20 protein-coding genes and 1 pseudogene are annotated in these 17,596 nt (G+C 43.4%); 12 read left to right on the plus strand and 9 right to left on the minus strand.

The window, feature by feature from the left end; translation table 11 throughout:
* Positions 1 to 384: 384 nt before the first annotated feature.
* Positions 385 to 1,515 carry an S-layer homology domain-containing protein gene (locus ACDZ28_RS22185; protein WP_375102773.1) on the plus strand — a complete coding sequence of 377 codons (1,131 nt, stop codon included), beginning with the start codon at positions 385 to 387 and terminating at the stop codon, positions 1,513 to 1,515.
* Positions 1,516 to 2,225: 710 nt separating this feature from the next.
* On the opposite strand, the pseudogene ACDZ28_RS22190 reads toward ACDZ28_RS22185, so the two are convergent.
* The 5 genes and pseudogenes from ACDZ28_RS22190 to ACDZ28_RS22210 form a co-directional block, all read right to left on the minus strand.
* A pseudogene (locus ACDZ28_RS22190) lies at positions 2,226 to 2,366 on the minus strand (sulfurtransferase); the annotation flags it as partial.
* 34 nt (positions 2,367 to 2,400) lie between these two features.
* Complete coding sequence (locus tag ACDZ28_RS22195) at positions 2,401 to 3,489, minus strand: hypothetical protein (RefSeq protein WP_042127156.1); 1,089 nt, start codon at positions 3,487 to 3,489, stop codon at positions 2,401 to 2,403.
* 61 nt (positions 3,490 to 3,550) lie between these two features.
* Positions 3,551 to 4,954 (minus strand): HAMP domain-containing sensor histidine kinase, encoded by a 1,404-nt coding sequence (locus ACDZ28_RS22200; protein WP_339290798.1) that lies wholly within the window; start codon positions 4,952 to 4,954, stop codon positions 3,551 to 3,553.
* A gap of 2 nt (positions 4,955 to 4,956) precedes the next feature.
* Entirely contained in the window at positions 4,957 to 5,616 is a 660-nt protein-coding gene (locus ACDZ28_RS22205; protein WP_042127161.1) for a response regulator transcription factor, read from the minus strand.
* 458 nt (positions 5,617 to 6,074) lie between these two features.
* Positions 6,075 to 6,332 carry a hypothetical protein gene (locus ACDZ28_RS22210; protein ID WP_076118249.1) on the minus strand — a complete coding sequence of 86 codons (258 nt, stop codon included), beginning with the start codon at positions 6,330 to 6,332 and terminating at the stop codon, positions 6,075 to 6,077.
* Between the two features lie 679 nt (positions 6,333 to 7,011).
* Between ACDZ28_RS22210 and ACDZ28_RS22215 the strand changes: the two genes are divergently transcribed.
* Positions 7,012 to 7,695, plus strand: coding sequence for a hypothetical protein (locus tag ACDZ28_RS22215; RefSeq protein ID WP_375102774.1), 684 nt, complete (start codon positions 7,012 to 7,014; stop codon positions 7,693 to 7,695).
* Positions 7,696 to 8,381: 686 nt separating this feature from the next.
* Here the strand turns inward: ACDZ28_RS22215 and ACDZ28_RS22220 are convergent.
* The 3 genes from ACDZ28_RS22220 to ACDZ28_RS22230 form a co-directional block, all read right to left on the minus strand.
* Positions 8,382 to 9,224, minus strand: coding sequence for a sulfurtransferase (locus tag ACDZ28_RS22220; RefSeq protein WP_339290803.1), 843 nt, complete (start codon positions 9,222 to 9,224; stop codon positions 8,382 to 8,384).
* Positions 9,225 to 9,323: 99 nt separating this feature from the next.
* Positions 9,324 to 9,695 (minus strand): hypothetical protein, encoded by a 372-nt coding sequence (locus ACDZ28_RS22225; RefSeq protein ID WP_042127171.1) that lies wholly within the window; start codon positions 9,693 to 9,695, stop codon positions 9,324 to 9,326.
* 131 nt (positions 9,696 to 9,826) lie between these two features.
* On the minus strand, positions 9,827 to 10,198 hold the full coding sequence (locus tag ACDZ28_RS22230) for a hypothetical protein (RefSeq protein ID WP_042127173.1): 372 nt from the start codon (positions 10,196 to 10,198) through the stop codon (positions 9,827 to 9,829).
* A 198-nt stretch (positions 10,199 to 10,396) separates the two neighbouring features.
* Here ACDZ28_RS22230 and ACDZ28_RS22235 point away from each other — a divergent pair, with 198 nt between their 5' ends.
* The 5 genes from ACDZ28_RS22235 to ACDZ28_RS22255 are packed head-to-tail and all read left to right on the plus strand — an operon-like array spanning position 10,397 to position 13,906.
* Positions 10,397 to 11,353, plus strand: a complete 957-nt coding sequence (locus ACDZ28_RS22235) for an ABC transporter ATP-binding protein (protein WP_375102775.1) — start codon at positions 10,397 to 10,399, stop codon at positions 11,351 to 11,353.
* Positions 11,346 to 12,092: an ABC transporter permease gene (locus ACDZ28_RS22240; RefSeq protein WP_375102776.1), complete on the plus strand. Its 747-nt coding sequence runs from the start codon at positions 11,346 to 11,348 to the stop codon at positions 12,090 to 12,092. Before ACDZ28_RS22235 ends, ACDZ28_RS22240 begins: the two co-directional genes overlap by 8 nt.
* Positions 12,093 to 12,094: 2 nt before the next feature.
* The gene (locus ACDZ28_RS22245; protein ID WP_339290809.1) at positions 12,095 to 12,469 is read left to right on the plus strand and encodes a GntR family transcriptional regulator; all 375 of its coding nucleotides are present in this window, start codon (positions 12,095 to 12,097) and stop codon (positions 12,467 to 12,469) included.
* 13 nt (positions 12,470 to 12,482) lie between these two features.
* Positions 12,483 to 13,184 carry an ABC transporter ATP-binding protein gene (locus ACDZ28_RS22250; protein WP_170880260.1) on the plus strand — a complete coding sequence of 234 codons (702 nt, stop codon included), beginning with the start codon at positions 12,483 to 12,485 and terminating at the stop codon, positions 13,182 to 13,184.
* Complete coding sequence (locus ACDZ28_RS22255) at positions 13,178 to 13,906, plus strand: hypothetical protein (protein WP_339290811.1); 729 nt, start codon at positions 13,178 to 13,180, stop codon at positions 13,904 to 13,906. The genes ACDZ28_RS22250 and ACDZ28_RS22255 overlap by 7 nt, the downstream gene beginning before the upstream one ends.
* 113 nt (positions 13,907 to 14,019) lie before the next feature.
* Here the strand turns inward: ACDZ28_RS22255 and ACDZ28_RS22260 are convergent, their stop codons facing one another.
* Positions 14,020 to 14,403 (minus strand): PilZ domain-containing protein, encoded by a 384-nt coding sequence (locus ACDZ28_RS22260; RefSeq protein WP_076118264.1) that lies wholly within the window; start codon positions 14,401 to 14,403, stop codon positions 14,020 to 14,022.
* A 123-nt stretch (positions 14,404 to 14,526) separates the two neighbouring features.
* Between ACDZ28_RS22260 and ACDZ28_RS22265 the strand changes: the two genes are divergently transcribed.
* The 5 genes from ACDZ28_RS22265 to ACDZ28_RS22285 all read left to right on the plus strand — a co-directional run bounded on the left by ACDZ28_RS22265 (position 14,527) and on the right by ACDZ28_RS22285 (position 17,586).
* Positions 14,527 to 15,135 (plus strand): pentapeptide repeat-containing protein, encoded by a 609-nt coding sequence (locus ACDZ28_RS22265; protein ID WP_042127185.1) that lies wholly within the window; start codon positions 14,527 to 14,529, stop codon positions 15,133 to 15,135.
* A 577-nt stretch (positions 15,136 to 15,712) separates the two neighbouring features.
* Positions 15,713 to 16,522 carry a glycoside hydrolase family 73 protein gene (locus ACDZ28_RS22270; protein ID WP_042127186.1) on the plus strand — a complete coding sequence of 270 codons (810 nt, stop codon included), beginning with the start codon at positions 15,713 to 15,715 and terminating at the stop codon, positions 16,520 to 16,522.
* A gap of 20 nt (positions 16,523 to 16,542) precedes the next feature.
* A complete protein-coding gene (locus tag ACDZ28_RS22275) occupies positions 16,543 to 16,827 on the plus strand; it encodes a holin (protein ID WP_042127188.1) in 285 nt (94 codons plus the stop codon).
* Between the two features lie 112 nt (positions 16,828 to 16,939).
* Positions 16,940 to 17,362 (plus strand): hypothetical protein, encoded by a 423-nt coding sequence (locus ACDZ28_RS22280; RefSeq protein WP_042127190.1) that lies wholly within the window; start codon positions 16,940 to 16,942, stop codon positions 17,360 to 17,362.
* Between the two features lie 119 nt (positions 17,363 to 17,481).
* On the plus strand, positions 17,482 to 17,586 hold the full coding sequence (locus ACDZ28_RS22285; RefSeq protein WP_081389784.1) for a sporulation protein YjcZ: 105 nt from the start codon (positions 17,482 to 17,484) through the stop codon (positions 17,584 to 17,586).
* The last annotated feature ends 10 nt before the right edge of the window (positions 17,587 to 17,596 follow it).

The following is a 17,596-nucleotide window of genomic DNA, read 5'->3' on the forward strand; positions in this document are numbered from 1 at the left end:
AACGATGTTCAACCGCAGGCGGGGGAAGAAAGTTGTAAAAATCTGATCTAGTAAACTTCGTGCATAGTGAGCATGCAAGGCAAATGAAGCTTCGTTTTGGCAGGCACAATCTCTGATACCCGGCGTTTCGATGCATTTATATGAGCTAAGCAGACTGAACAATAAAGAGTACATGTTCGGGAAGGACTTGCTGCAAGCCAAGTTGAAGAGAAACCATTTATTTTCTAAAAAGATTAAGTGTATACTGATTTATCCTTTTAATGTAGATAAAATGAATTTTTTTATTGTTTAATTTTTTTCTTCTTTATTTAAACTTTTTTCTGGTATATTATGCAATTATGAATTAAGAGTCTAATAAGTCCAAAAAAGGGAGTGGTAGAAGAAATGAAGAAAATTGTAAGTACTGCGATCGCTTTAATCCTATGTTTAAACAGTTCTATTAGCCTTGCGCAAACGGCGGTGAAGACCTCTGCCGATTTTACTGACCTAAAGGATCTGGATGCTGCGACGAAAGCCAAATTCGATGCCATGATTTCGGCAGGTATATTTGACGGCGTAACCGATACGACATTCGGGATAAAAGATGAAATGAACCGTGCACAGTTTGCCAAGGTTGCCGCGTTGATCACGGGTCTTAAAGTCGAGACTTCGTTGAAGACGTCCAGTTTCTCAGATGTTAAAGCTGATGACGCCGCCAATGGATATGCACTACCTTACATAGAAGCACTTAAAAAATCCGGAATTACAGATGGCTATGGAGAAGGTATATTCGATCCGGCCGGCAAGGTGACAAAAGAACAATTAGCTACATTCTTGGTTAGAATGTTAGGAAAAGATACAGAGGCAAAAGCCCTAACAGGAACCGATGTAACGGTATCCAATTGGGCGCAAGGTTATGTCGCAGAGGCATTATTATTGAAATTGTTACCTGCAGGTACTAATGGAACTTTCGGTGGAAAAACGAATGCAACGCGCGATCTGCTCCTTACAGGAGCGTATGAAGCCAAACAACAGTATGTAGCGCTGACAACACCAACACCAACAGCAACACCAACACCAACACCAACACCAACACCAACACCAACACCAACACCAACACCAACACCAACACCAACACCAACACCAACACCAACACCAACACCAACACCAACACCAACACCAACACCAACACCAACACCAACACCAACACCAACACCAACACCAACACCAACACCAACACCAACACCAACACCAACACCAACACCAGAACCAACACCAACACCAGAACCAACACAAGAACCAACAGCAACACCGACGACTGAACCAACACAAGGACCAACACAAGAGCCAACACAAGGACCAACACAAGAGCCAACAGAAGAACCAACACAAGAGCCAACACAAGAACCAACACAAGAACCAACAGAAGAACCAACACAAGAGCCAACACAAGAACCAACACAAGAACCAACACAAGAACCAATACTAGCGCCTGAACCGACGTTTAACATCGATGCCGTTGTGTTCGGACAATGAGCTATTACCGAATTGTCCTATCTCTTGATCGGGATACACCGAAAGGTCTAAACGAAGCAATGATGCCCTAAATAAATTTATCTATATCTTGTCCGTTTGGATTTTTAGATTTTAAAATCTTATTTTATGTATAGGTTTGTTGCCGCCATCCTTTGGCGGCTTTTTTGTACCCATTTTGAGAGGGGTGATTCATAAGCCAAAGACAATAACAACAGACAAACGTCTGACTTTCGCTGCGATCACCATGCAAATTATTAAGAATGATAACCGACATAAATTGAAGTTAGCTCTTTGTTGATTGAGTGAATTTATTAAAAAATCATGGATTTTGTAATGGGTTCAAACATTTAGGGGCACCTTTAAATCTCATAATACAAAAAGGGGACTTTGCTAAGAATCTGAAAGTTTTGTACCTCTTACCTCAGATCTGAATTAGAAGTCGAAGTGCATGAATACCCATCGAAAGGGGAGAAAGAGCCTCGCCTTTTCAGCTTACATCGACATGCGGTAACAAGCCGTACGACTCCTACTCGTCCGTCTTAGGGATCGGCAAAGTCTAAGTCACTCGTACATCTGGCCGAGTAACAGTAGCTATACTTTCGACGATGTAGAATCCTGAGCTATTGGAAATATTCCCATTACACTGTACTAATCCAACAAAGGTACAATCCCAGCACGAAGAGCCCGTGCAGGACGCGGGCTCTTCGTATTTAGTCTTTCCCAGTAGCCACTGGGTTCTCCTCATACGAAATCCAGTCACTCCAACTACCCGCGTACAACTTCACATTCCTAAACCCAGCTTTTCCGAGCGCGAGCACATTCGGGCAGGCACTTACACCTGAACCATGGTACCCCCCCCTTACGAGATGAACTGCTAGAATAATCCTATTTGGCAGCTTCTGCTTCTTCATAGATGAGGCACCGAAGAGTCTGATCTGGGTAGCGTAACTCTGCAGTATAACTGCTGCCGTCTTCGAGCAACATTTTGACCGCTACCATGCCGCGCTTATTATTTACGTCAGTGTCTGTCAGGGAAGCCATGGCGATTTTTCGGGTTTCACCTTGTCTGTCTGTAATTATTTTTGTAGCCTCGTTAATCCAGGTGGCATCCTTTTGGACAGCGATGGCAGCTTCATCACTAATCGGGGTTCTTTTCAGAGTGAAATTAGCGGCAGTCGTATCCACTACCGTCCGGGTAGGATAATCAACGATTACGGTATATTGCCAGAATTCCTTACCCTGTGCTCTTAAGGTGTCAGCTTTATAAGGAGCGAATGTAATCATCCAGGATTTTCTACTAAACAATAATATTTCGTTTAAATTGGCGTATACTTCCAGTTTGGAGACGTCAGCACCAAATAGCTTCTTTACACTTGTAGTGGCAAGGGCGACGGCATCGGTCTGACTCAAATCTTTGGAATCCAGCGGAGTTACAATGTTCCGTTTGGACATGGCATAGTCCATCCGGTAGTACCAGTCAGTAGTTTCTAAGAGTTCCTCGTCAGTCAATGTTCGATTTGGATAAACGATCCTGTTTTTGTCCAAGTCCCAATAATGCTCTGCTTGTCCCGGCTTTAGCGGAAGTGGCTGTTTGGGACGGAGACCGTCATACAAATACTGGTCTTGCAATATCAGCCTCCGGTTCATTTCATCCTCGGTCATCGGCCTGCTCTCGGTGATCTCATTATCAGTCTTGTCCGCAAAATCATAAATTTGCTGCAATTCTTCTTGAGTCATCAACTGCTGCAGCTCTTTGTTCAGGTCGGATAACGTAGTTTTTGCTTTTTCTGCTTCCACTTTTAGTACGGATGCCTTGCTGCTAGTCAAGGTTGGATTGCCCGGGGCTTGTACTGCAGAAATGCTCTTGGCGACTGTGGTATTCACAAATCCTGGGACAATCATTGCGCTTACCGCCAGCACGCTTCCTGAGACCAAGAGTACAGCGAGTGTAGCGGAAATCTTGTTGTTCTTCATTTAACTTAACCTCCATTGGGATCGGATGATGATGAATCTTCCTAACCTTAATCCAAGGATGTTATGGAGTAGGAGGGCAGTTGTTATAGAGTTGTAAAAAGAGTCTGATGCTAGTTCCCTCGCCGAGGACAGAGTTTAAGGACAGTCTAGCATTATGCGCTTCAGCAATTTGCCGACATAGGGATAATCCTAGGCCTGCGCCGCCATATTCACGTGAACGAGCCTGATCTCCCCGGTAGAACGGTTCAAACACACGTTTAGCCATCTCTGTTGTGATTCCGGTTCCCGTATCACGGATTTCTAGCACAGCTTCTCCATCCAGCTCATAGGCCAGCATGTGGATTTCGCTGCCTTGCTTGGAGGCGTGAATCGCATTCTCAACCAGATTTACCAATAATGAAGCAAGTAAATCGGGATCTCCCCAGACATTTGAAATCGTATGTTGGATATGAAATCTTATGCCAGCATCCGTCAATTTTGGGTGCTCCGTCTGTTGGATAGCTTGAAATAGTTCTGAAATATCCACCTGCTGAAGTGCCAACGGTTGATGTCGGAGGACAGATAAATCCAGCAACTTGAAGGCCAGATTTTTGAGACGAAGGGTTTCACTAAGAATATAGCCACCCGCAGTTTGCTGTTCTTCCTGTCCAATATTGGCCGTGGTCAGAAACTCGGCGAACCCCTGCATGCTGGTCAGAGGCGTACGCAACTCGTGAGCCAAATTATCCACCATCCTTTGTTTCTCTTCAGCCATGTCCGAGAGTTCGGTAACCCTCTGCTCCACGGCCTCCGCCATCCGGTTGAAGTTCAGGGCCAGCTCACCAAATTCATCTTTGCTGCGAAGCTGCACCCGTTTCGTATAGTCGCCTTCGGCGATCGTTTTACTGGTCTCTGACAGGAGCTTTAGCGGTTTGCTTAGATGCCGGATTAGAAGATAAAGAAGCAGCAGCAGAACGGGGCCTACGATCCAATTAATCATTATAAAAAAGCGGTTCAGTTCCTGTTGCTTGTTGAAGAGCTCGCTGATATCACGCTGATAGACAAGCAGCAAATGCTGGTAAGGAGCAGGAAGCTGAGTGGAGAGCTGAATAGAGCGTTCGTCTGAGGATTCAGGCTGAGCGCCTTTTCCAAAAATAGATTTCCCGAACTGTCCTTTTTGGGGAGGGTAAATGATTCGGTCATTCTCCCATAGCTGCAAATAGATTCCCTGCTTACGGTAGTAATCGCCATAGGACTCAGAGACGCTGACTAGTAGAATAGGGGTCAATGCTGTTCCCCGCGCTTGGATAGAATTAAGGTTCTCATAAATATTGTTGGCGATTAACAATTGTTCACTGGATGCTCTCTGCATTTCACTGTCCATGTTTAGCTGCCAGCTTTTTTTCATCACCATAATGACACTTACATCCAGAGCGGCAATAAAGAGAGCGAGTACCGACAGCAGAATCTTATGCCAGAATCTCATGATCAGCTCTGAACTTCCAGGCGGTAGCCTAGCTTGAAAATGGTTTTGATCCGTTCTTCCCAACCCAACTTTTTACGTAGCTGACGGATGTGGACATCCACGGTGCGGGTGTCGCCTTCAAAATCATAGCCCCATGCCAATTCCAGCAGCTTTTCTCTCGACAATGCAATATTCCGGTTACGAATTAATACCTCAAGCAGCTCGAATTCCCTAACGGTCAAATCAACCGGTGTCTGATCTACTAAAACTTGCCGTTCCAGGTAACGCACCTCAACATTATCGCAAATGAAGCTGGATGTGCCTTTTTCACCCCTGCGCAGGACTACATTGATTCTTGCCAGCAATTCAAGGATTTCAAAAGGTTTAATGATATAATCATCCGCGCCCAGCTCGAAGCCTTTAATGCGGTCAGCCAAAGAATTCTTGGCGGTGATCAAAATCACTGGAACCTGCATATGTGCAATCCGTTGCATCACCTCAAAACCATCCAGCTCCGGAAGCATAACATCCAGCAGAATCAAATCTGTCTTTTCACGTTCCAGAATTTCGAAAACCTCCGCTCCACGGTAAGCCTTGCTATATGTATGACCAACCAGCTTGAGATTCATTGTAATTAAATCATTGATCGCTCGTTCATCTTCTACTACCAATATATTTGCCATTTCGTATTTCTCCTCCTAGTACCTTGCTAACTAAGTGCCACTTCCGTTATACACTATATACAACTAGAGGAAGGATTGTCCAGAAGGCTGGTAGTTTCATCAGGCGATAATACCTACTAGAATAGATAAGTATGTGCTGAACTGTAACCTTAACAGTACAAACTACTGTTGATTTCGAACCCATCTGAGAAACTCCAGTGTAAGGTATAGGGCCAACTCCAGTGCCGGCAGCACATTCGGGCAGTCGTGACGCACAGGAGCTGGCTCTGTACTCCAATGGTTTACTTGGCACAGACAATGTTAGCGTCATAGAGCGATATCCTCAGGTTGCTGGATTATACGAACATTTGGATTTTAGAGCGTTTGCTTCGGAGGCCGGCGGCGAACGGATTGTACGTAAAAAGCTGCCCAAAATTCCCGGGCAGCCTCTCATATTCTTACGCGTACGTCCTCTGAGATCAAGCCGTTTGCGCCGCATGTTTGCGAGCTGTTACAGCGTCTTCTTTTTCCGTGGATCCGTTGTCCTGACGCTTAACTGCTTCCTCATCTCGTACCCCATTCAATTCATGTTCGTTCTGATGAAATTCCTTGAGTATGTTCTGGTAAATATGAGCCTCTTGAAGGTTCAGTCCGTCGCGATTTTCTTTCAAAACCCAGTTCTCGACCGTTTTCTTCAAGATTTCGCTCTTCCGTTCCAGCAGTTCTGTATAACTCAATTTACTTCATCCTTTCCGATTCATGGTTTCAAACGCCAGATGGACTTTGTTTACTTGGCATTTCGTGCATTTAACATCACATCCGACGTAACGTTTACCATTATACAGAAAACCCTGGTCGAACCCAACGCGGACCAACCGTCCTCAGATAGGGTGAGCACTACTCAGAATGGAACGGGAGTCCTCAGCGGTCCATTTCGCAGAAGTGCGGCCGGATACTCCAGTATGCTGACAGTTGCTTCTCTTACATATAATCGTTTAATCAGATATCATGCACGTGCTTTTAACTCTAATCTTCCTCGAGAGCAACCGTAATCCCCATTCGAAACCCGAAACCCAATCACTTAACTTACTGCATACCGTTGTATATCCGTATATCCGGCCTTCTCCAGTCTCCTCCAGCGATAATACCCTCGGGCGGCCAGCTGATGAAAATGAAAAGTAAACCCGAAGGTGGATAAGATGAAATATGCGATATGAAAATGTATGAATAGTGAAATTATTAATTGTTTTGAATGATCCTGCCGAATTCTTATTGTGCATTCTATGGATAATGTGGCACACTATGTATATATAAAACCAAACGAGGCAAAGAATGCCCCGTCTCCTTTCCTTGTGGAATAGAGGCGGGGTTTTGTATGATTAGAAACATATTTCGTTGCAGAGCGAGGGATAAGTAATGGGTTTCGAGAGGGAGCATAATGAATGGTTATGTAATCATCTTAGACAAAGGAAGGGAGAGCGGCTCGATGCACTTAAACGCGGTCATGGTTACGGAAACCGCTTGTTTGTCGAGAGGGTGTGGTGGCCTCTAGCCGGACATTTTCAAGGATTGCACCCAGAATATGAAGTTAAGGACTGGCGCGGCAGATCTTATTTTGTGGATATTTTGTGGGAGATCGGAGCCTCGCGTATTGCATTTGAGATCATGGACTATGGCTCACATGGAACGGATCGTAGCAAATACCGGATGGACTTGAACCGCGGGCTTTTTCTACAGTCTCAAGACTGCACGGTGCTCTATATCTCGCTGGATGAGCTAAAAGAAAATCCATCCTTCATTCTCTCCACGCTGCGGAACATTCTCTTTTCTTATTTGTTAACAGACAAGTCTGCGAAGACAACCGCTGAGAGAGCCTATTCCAGAATCGAGCGCGATCTGATGCGGGCAGCCATTCGGCACCATCGTGTCCTTCGCCCGGCTGATGCCGCAAGAGAGCTGGAATTGCACACGATGACGATCATTAAATACTGCCGTCAGCTGGTGGATAAAGGTAAATTTCGCCCGGTGGCAAGAGGTTCATCTCAGCGGATCACTTACTATGAATATATTGGTACGCTACAAAGTCCAGATTTGGTTTGAAGATGAAGGCCATCGTGAGAATGTGAATGGAAAATCGAATACAATGTGCCACCGGTAACGAAATGAGTCAAATGTATGCGAAAAACCGAATACAATGTGTCGCCAGTAACGTCAATGAGCCAAATGTATGCGAAAAACCGAACACAAAGTGCCGACGGTAGGTAAACGAACCAAATGTGTGCGAAAAACCGAACACAATGTGCAGCCGGCAAGCTGAACGAGCCAAATGTATGCGAAAAATCGAATACAATGTGCCGTCGGCAAGCTGAAAGAGCCAAAAGTATGCGAAGAACCGAACACAAAGTGCCGGCGGTAGGTAAACGAGCCACATGTATGCGAAAAACCGAATACAATGTGCCGACGGTAGATAAACGAGCCAAATGTATGCGAAAAACCGAATACAATGTGCCGATGGTAGGTAAACGAGCCAAATGTATGCGAAAAACCGAACACAAAGTGCCGGCGGTAGGTAAATGAGCCAAATGTATGCGAAAAACCGAACACAATGTGCCGCCGGCAAGCTGAACGAGCCAAATGTATGCGAAAAATCGAATACAATGTGCCACCAGTACCATAAACGAGCCAAATATTCGTGAAAAACCGAACACAATATATTTCCAGAGTATGGTAAATCAGGCCTCTACTCTCCAGGGAATCACAAGAATCTGCGCCGCAGATTCTTTATTCTATTCTTCTCCAGTAGCCACTGGGTTCTCCTCATACGAAATCCAGTCGCTCCAACTTCCTGCATACAATTTCACATTCCTATACCCAGCTTTTCCGAGCGCGAGCACATTCGGGCAGGCACTTACACCTGAACCGCAGTACACGATAATCTCTTGCTCAGGATCAATACCCTCATAATGCTTTTTCAGCACCTCGGTTGATTTCCAGCGTCCTTGCTCATCAAGAACATCTTTCCAGAACTTATTGATCGCCCCAGGAATATGACCTGCCTTCGGATCAATAGGTTCTTCAAGCCCTTGATAACGACGAGCTTCACGGGAGTCGATTAACATTGCGCCACCGTCACCGTGTTTAACCACATTCTGCACATCTTCCATACTAACAAGCATGTCCTTCTGAACATCTGCTTCATACTGGCTCGGAATACGAACCGCTTGATGATCACTGACGGGGAAGGATGCTTTTTTCCAAGCAGAGTAGCCTTCATCCATTACAAACACACGTTCATGCCCCAAATATTTAAGCATCCACCACAGACGGGAAGCGTAGGCACCGCCTTGATCATCATAAGCTACAACAATACTTTCTCTGTTAATGCCAACCTTGCTAAGAACGGTGGTTAGCTTCGAGATTTCTGGTAGGGGGTGGCGTCCACCGTGTGCGCCTACTGGAGCGGAGAGTTGTTCTTCTAGATGCAAATAGATTGCGCCGGGAATATGATCTTCCGTATAGGCTTTACGCCCAGCTTCCGGATCCGTAAGTAAAAAACGACAATCGACTATAACCAGTTCAGGTTCGTATAACCGAGCAAGCAGCCATCGGGTAGAAACAATTGGTTCCATAAAGTTACCTTCTTTCTATTAATATGTATGGAGTCATTATAGCGGAAAATAATTGAGGACGCATCTTAAGCTTATAGCTTAAACTGCATCCTCAAGTGATTAGATCAAACGATATCCTGAAGGCAAGCTACCAGTTCGTTGTATGGCGCGAACCTGCGCCGGAGTCAGCCGCTGATTGCTTGAAATGAGCGATTCGACATCTCCTCTACGGAGAAAGTCATCCAGTTCGCGAATGCTGCGGTTACCACGCAGAATTACGAAATTGTCACGGAAGCGAGAACGATCGAACAGCACAAGCGTAGCGTTCGGATTCGTGGAGAAAAAGCGTAAGCTTTCTATTCCAGTAAGGACTGCATCAATATCTGCAATGCCCAGGTTTCCGCGATAGGTTCTGCGGAGCCCACGAAAGTTCTCCTCACTATATACTCTTAATCTGGGATAGACTATAGACGCTGCTTTTATGGTTACCATTTTTTATCTCTCTTTGTTGGATTGACTTAGCAGGTAAATCCACTAACTATATGACCTCAGAAGATAACTTGGGAAAAAGGAGTAACCTGGGCTCTAGCTCCAGATTGCTCCTTTCTTGTTGAATGGAAATGTTAGATCAAGCGATATCCCGAAGGCAAGTTACCGCTGCTGCGGATATTGCGGATTTGCTCGAGTGTTAATCTTTGATTGCTTGAAATAATGGATTCCACATCATTGCCGGAAATGAAGTCGTCCAAATCACGAATACTGCGGTTTCCACGGAGCACGCGGAAGTTTCCTCTAAACCGAGTTCTAGTGAACAATACCAACGTTGCATTGCTGCTAGTAGAGAAGAATCGAAGACTCTCGATACCATCTAAAATGTTGTCCGTATTACGAATGCCAAGGTTCCCGGTAAAAATAGTGCTGCTCCCTCTAAAGTTTTCTTCATCGTACACGGTCAAGCGCGGGAAAGTCTGAGATACATGAACTTCTTTTTTCATTTGTCATTCCTCCTTTGCTATCTAATCTATGTTCATTTCAATTTTTGGTTTGGCAGATAGTCTAATAGAAAGCCCTTCTTTTTGAAAATTCATAATTTTGGGCTTTACATCAACATTGCATTAGTGTACTATTAAACTATAACACCGACACAATAAAATGAAATCATCAATAATAAAAAGATAGCAGGGAGGATTATTATGAATCCAGGGAGTAACGAACAGATGCAAGATTCAATCGTGCTGCAAATGAACGGGGTAAGCAAGATCATAAAAGGGAAATCCATTGTGGATAAGCTGACATTTGATATCCGTAAGGGAGAAATAGTCGGTCTACTGGGTCCAAATGGTGCGGGTAAAACAACGACGATTCGGATGATGACGGGATTAATACGGATGAGTGAAGGTGATGTGATCATTCAAGGTCACAGTGTAAAGAGTGATTTTAACAAAGCCATTGGCCACATTGGAGCGATTATTGAAAATCCAGAGTTCTATCCGTATATGACAGGGCTTGATAATCTAAAGCAATACCAGAGAATGACAGATAATATTGACACTGGTAGAATCGAAGAGGTTGTGGAATTGGTAGGACTACAGGAAGCAATGAATAAGAAAGTGAAGGCCTATTCGCTGGGTATGCGTCAACGTCTTGGGATTGCTCAGGCGTTACTGAACCGACCAAAGTTATTGATTCTAGATGAACCTACGAACGGTCTTGACCCAGCAGGCATACGAGAAATGCGTGATTATATGCGTAAGATTGCTGAGGTTGAAGGGATTTCAATTCTAATATCCAGCCACTTACTGACTGAAATTGAACAAATTTGTCACCGAGCCATCGTGATTCAGAACGGCAAGCTGGTGACCGTTACAGCGATTGGTGGGGAGCAGGAAGCTACAGCAGAAGTGAAGCTAACGATTCGCGTAGCCTCTGTTGAATCAGCAATAATTCTCTTGGGTAGGTTAGAATACGCAGAACTATTAACTATGGATAATGCTCGTTCTGAGGTGACGATAAGTCTGCATGACAGTAGAGTGCCGGAGCTAGTCTCTGCTTTTAGTGATAAAGGGGTAGGCATTTTCCGAATTACGGAGAATAAACAAAGCTTAGAGGAAGATTTCTTGAAATGGACTGGAGGGAACCGAATTGCGTAGTTTTAATCATTTGGTGGTTAATGAATGGCTCAAGCTCTCGAAGAAACGTACGTTTTTCGTACCCTATTTAATATTAATCTTATTGTCCCTACTATTAGGTTACATTGTACATTCCGTGTCACCCGACATGTTCGGATCAGCGTATGAGTTCTCATCCGCAATGTTGCTTTCTCAAGGGATTGGGCAAGTTATAACCATTCTTGCAATCATCGGAACAGCGGGTGTTGTCTCAAAAGAATATAGTCAGGGCACTATCAAATTTCTTCTAATCCGTGCGAGAAGCCGTACAGCAATACTTGCTTCCAAATATGTTGTTGTGCTGATTTACGCGTTCTCAGTGGCACTTGTCGGTATGCTTGCGGTTTTTGCAGCAGGTGCTTTATGGTTTGGCTTTAGTGGTGGTGAGGCTGGTATTCGTGAGATGCTAACTAGTTTAATGTATAACTCTGTAAGTACAGTTGTATATTCAACCCTTGCTTTTATGATTGGAATACTGACGACATCAACGGGCGTAACCATCGGGGTTACAATGTTTATGCTGATGATAGATAAATTGATCATTTTCCGTGAGTTCTATAAATATGTATTATTCCCTAACCTGAATTTAGCTGCTTATGAAGGTGGAGGAGCACCTATGCCTGGAATGACGCTGACCTTTTCCATTGTAATGCTAGTCTTATACTCAGTTGTCTTTCTACTTATAGGCTTTTCCGTCTTTAGACGAAGGGATGTTGCTTAAATATGACAATCGAATTCGATAACAACCTGCCGATTTATATCCAGATCATGAATTACATCAAAGGTGAAATCGTCACAGGTAAGCTGAAGCCAGGAGATAAAATTCTCTCGGTCCGTGAACTTGCCAGTGAGTTACAAATTAATCCGAATACGGTACAAAGAACCTTTCAGGAACTGGAGCGTGAAGAAATCGTGGAGACCCGGCGTGGAATGGGAAGATACGTCACTAGTAATGAAGGAACTATTTTGACCATAAAAAAAGAAATGGCAAAAGATGTGCTGGATCGTTTCATTCGTGGTATGCAGGATCTTGGTTTTCAAGGTGAAGATATTTTAGCGGCAGTAGCGGAGAGTATCCGAGACAAGGATGAAGAATAGGGGGATAAGCAAGTTGGAAAATATACTTGAGGTTCATGACGTTACTAAAAAATATAGATCAAAGCATGCTCTTCGCGGTGTATCCTTTAATCTGAGTGCGGGTAAGATCACGGGACTGCTAGGCAGTAACGGCAGCGGCAAAAGCACACTAATGAAAATCATCGCAGGACTTACACAGCCTACCTCTGGTCGTGTATCCATTATCGGGGGTTCTGTAGGCGTAGACAGTAAAGCAGTAGTGTCATTTATGCCGGATAAGCCGCTAACAGAATCCTGGATGAGTGTTACAGATGCTCTGAAGTTCCAAAGTGATTTCTATCCGGATTTTGATCAGACGAAGGCTTCACGAATGTTGGAGTTTATGAAGCTAAGAAGTAAAGATAAGGTAAAGGATCTATCCAAAGGAATGAATGAACGTTTACAGCTTACACTTGCCTTATCACGCCGAGCTAGCCTTTATTTACTGGATGAGCCAATCGGTGGAGTAGATCCAGTAGCTAGAACTAAAATTCTTAACGCGTTAGTAGAGTTTTATGAGGAGGACAGCACCATACTCTTATCAACTCATTTAGTATCCGATATTGAGCGGATCTTTGATGATGTGATTTTTATTAAAGAGGGAGAAATTGTGATGCATACGGCGGTAGAGGATATCCGGCTTCGCCATGGCAAAAGCATAGACGAAATGTTCAGAGAGGTGTACGCAGAATGCTAAAGCTAGTGAAGTATGATTTTAGACGGGATAGGGATAAGTTTCTTGCTGTTTTTGTTATCACCATTCTTGTGCAGCTTGTGATAGGATTTACTGTTCGTTCAGATCAAGAGATGTTCATGATGAACGTCACTTCCTATGCTGTAGCAGGTGTAGTGCTTCTCTTTTTTAGTCTGCGCACCTTCGGTCAGAACCTGAGATTATTCAATCGTAGGCTTGTGCCAGTACCAGTCCTGTACACCGTTCTCTCACCGATAATGCTGTTCTTAGGTTCGTTACTCTGTTTATTTCTAGTTGCTTATATTCATTTAGCAGTTGATATTATGATGTTTTCAACTTCGTTTTTGCCGGAAAAATTTTGGTTGATTTCCGCCTATACAGTGCTGATAGTCTTTTGGGCTTCCGCCTACTCTATGTTACTCGTGATGTTCTCCATGACCGTTGCAATGAGTGTGAGAGTGAAAGGAAGAGTATGGATTGGGATAGCTGTTTTTTTTGTAATACAGTATATAATTTCTTTATTAGAAACATCGATGTTCGATCATAAAAATATCACTTTGGAAAGAGCCTTTCGATTTGAAGTGACGGATGAGGCTGCTAAATTAAATAATATTGAGACCTCTCAGTATGTTCTTGGTTTACTTCCTACCCTGTTCGAAGCGATGATTATTGTGATTCTAGTATTTGCTATTGTTAAACTCGTTAAGAAAAGAGTGGAGTTATAGAAGTCTAACTCGTATAGATTTTTAGAACGAAGGCAGAGCGCTTCAGCTTTGTCTTCGTTTTTGTGCAAAAAAAAGACGCCTTTCCATGAGAAGGGCATCTGTTATGTAAAATTCTACAGACCCTCTACATCATTTAGAGAGGCTGTCCATATTTCAAGTTCTTTTAGCAACCGTTCTTCTTCGTCTTCTCTCAATCTAAGCTTAACTCCGTATTGGTACTGGCCGAGTCCAAACATCCAGCCCCAACGAACGCTGCCCACGAGTTGAAGCTTTTCTTCGTTTAATTGAAGATGAATCACTAGCTTTGTATCGCCTGCTGTAAATCGAAGATTTAGAGGGGTACGCACTTTGCAGCCAGATCGGCTAAGATCAAGCAACACGGCTTCTGTTAACTTTCCGGCACCCGGACCAATACTACTTGTTGGAACTTCAATCCAGCATTCAAGCGGCTGGTTCATTACATAGCGGAATGGTTCTTTCCTGCTGGACACATCCATAATTTCCCTCCATATCGTTTATTTGCAATTATATCGAAAGAGATTGTTGAGAACAATCTACTAAAGTGCTATTTTTAATAAGAATAAATTTATTTAATCCTAATGAAGGTGATGAGACTCAACATGTACCAATACCTTAATGAAACGTTCCAAAAACACAATTTTGACCAAGGAAGTCTGCAGGACGGGGAACTAAATAACTGTACATTTGAGCAGTGTTCCTTCAAGGGAAGCTCTATGGAAGAAATGACTTCCATCGGTTGCCGATTTATAGATTGCGATTTTACTGGAGCCATGCTCAATGCATCACACCATAAAGGTTCAGCTTTTACTAACTGTAAGTTCACTGGTGCGAATCTGTTCGTATCGAAATTTGAAGATTGTAAAATGGTAGGATCTGATTTCTCAAATGCTTATATGGACGGGATCACACTTATCGGCGGGGACTGGTCTTACACGAACCTTAGACATACTAATCTTAGCAGACAGGATCTGCGCGGAATTCGATTTACTGAAGCTGATCTAATGGGCTGTAATTTGCAAAAAAGTGATCTTCGAGGGGCTGATTTGAGCCGTGTACAGTTATCTCAATGCAAGCTTAAAGGGGCTGACCTACGGGACGCTATTGTTGAGGGGATTGATTTAAAAAGTTTGGATCTACAAGGAGTTCGTATGGATATAGATCAGGCCGTACTGTTAGCACGTTCTTTTGGAGCTAAGGTAGGAAACTAGGAATAGGGGCATCAGCTGCTAATGTTGTAGCGGTTGATGCCCCTTTAGTTTGTTATCAAGAAATACATATGCACATTGTATGAAACTTCTTATGTATATTTACTTTCTTAACAGTTAACGCAGTCGTTTTCTGGGCTTAGCCCACCATTTAATCCAAAGAAAACCTTCGTCATCACGGAAAAACTTAATGCCCACCCAGCGCAAGGGTGTCCATAGTTCTCTAAAATAATATGAAGGCATAGTCTATTAGACCCTCCTATATAGTCAATTAATACTATATGTTACGCTAGTTTTAATGAAACTTCAAGATAATTTTACTTATAATTACATATTATGAATCTACGAGAAATAAATTTCTCCTGTGAGCAGGACTAATAGCCCTATGCGAGTTGCATGCTTCATTTATTTCTTTTCAGCTACTTATGTCATATTCGAATTATCAAATACGCACGCGCTCTTTGAGCGCGTGTTTTGACGTTTATTTTGAATGGAATCTAGCAATGACGCTCTATTAGTAGGGATATGCACAAGCATTTCATTATGCTCAGCATTTAATAAAAGGAGAGGAAGTGATGAAATGACGGAGACAGAGTTTATTGCGAAGATCGCAAATTTTGCTGAAAAGGACATGCAGATTAGTAAGGTTCCAGCATCGCTAACGATAGCTCAAGCTGCGCTAGAATCAGGCTGGGGCAGCAGCGGGTTGACTGTTAAGGCCAACAATTTGTTTGGAATCAAAGGCAGCGGACCAGCTGGTAGTATTACTGTGCAAACTACTGAATATGTTAATGGTAAGGCTGTTAAAGTAGAAGCTCCTTTTCGGGCCTATAACAACTGGGGAGAATCTGTCGCGGATCATTCCGCGTTGATTGTGAATGGTGTTTCGTGGAATCGTAACCTTTACAGCAAAGTGCTTGGTGCAAGTGGCAAGGTTGCCGCACAAGAGATTGCTGCCGCTGGCTATGCTACCGACCCAAACTATGCAGCAAAGCTAATCCAAATCATGAATACTTACAATCTGTATAAATATGATGAAGAAGCCAAGGAAGGTGATGACGAAATGTCGGCAGAGGATAAACAAAAGCTGGTTAGTCTGGAAACAGAAATAAAAGAATTGCGTGCGCTTATAGTGAGTCTTACGGATAGCAAGGATACGCTAAAAACAGGTGTGCAGGAGCAAGGTCAATCGATTACTAAGCTTTCGGATCGAGTGACTCTAATTGAAGGTCGAGCAGTGATGAATGTACCCCCATGGGCTGAAGCGGCAGTAAAGGCAGCGAGTGCTGCAGAGCTGCTAGATACACCGTCAGGTGGGAGTTATGACTTCTATCGCATAATAACAGTGTTGAACCGTGCAGGCTTACTTGTTCCTGGTAGTGGAAAATGAAATAAGGAGGGTTAAAAACCATGTATAATGATGCTCTCAACAGTGTGCTTGCCTTTGCTTCCGTGCTGGCTGTTTTCGTAATGGCACTTGTACAACTTGTGAAGAATAGCGTGAAACTTCCGCGCAATATTGTACCGGTTGTTGGATTAGCTATTGGCTTGCTGGTTGGAGCAGTTGCTTATCCGTTCACTGATATGAACCTTATTCTGCGACTATGGGCTGGGGGGCTAGCAGGGCTTTCGGCGACGGGGTTATTTGAGCTTGCTTTTAACAAAAGGGATGGTACGAAAACAGATGATAAATGATTTAGTCGTATTCATTTTTTTGAAAATCAATCCTTTCTCACTGGTAAAATGACTACGCATTCTATCAAGATGACTAATATATTATAGTATGAAAAAAAAAGGAGGTGTAAATATGGGAACTTATCTTGACGCTAGAACATCACAAAATGCCAGTCTCGCCAATTCGATAGCTATTCCGATTACGGTAATAAACACGCCACAGTTGTTTGGACAAATTGGTTTGTTAACCGCAGGAGTGACTACGAACCCACGTGTGCTGCTTAAAGGGACAATTTCCGTTACTCTTCCACTGGCATTGGTAGGTATCACAATTACGATTGTAAGAGGAACTTTACCAACGGATCCTAAAGTATATTCTGCTACTTCAACTTTTGGTCTTAGTATACTGGCCCCGCAAGTAATAACCTTCTCGGCAGCGGACTTCTTACCAGCAATCACACCTCAACTCACTTATACAGCATTTGTTTCTTCTAATCTTCTCGGCACAGTCCGTGTGGGTCCAGAAAGCTTTGACGGTATTTTAGTATCTGATTAGAAATTTTTACACTAACCTCGCGCAGTTGGCGGGGTTATATTTTTTGCCGTTCGCCCAATCTTCCAAGGGGGTTAACACATATCCTGTGGTGTATTCTACAATACGGAGGAGGTCTTCACATGGGAGCTGAATTTGGTCATGTCGGTGGTGCTTTTACTAGTACTGGCGCAATCTTAGTATTATTTATCTTGTTAGTAATTATTACGAGCGCATGCATATTCTAGAGATATAAAA

The organism is Paenibacillus sp. RS8, assembly GCF_041956825.1.
Taxonomy (GTDB): Bacteria; Bacillota; Bacilli; order Paenibacillales; family Paenibacillaceae; genus Paenibacillus_AQ.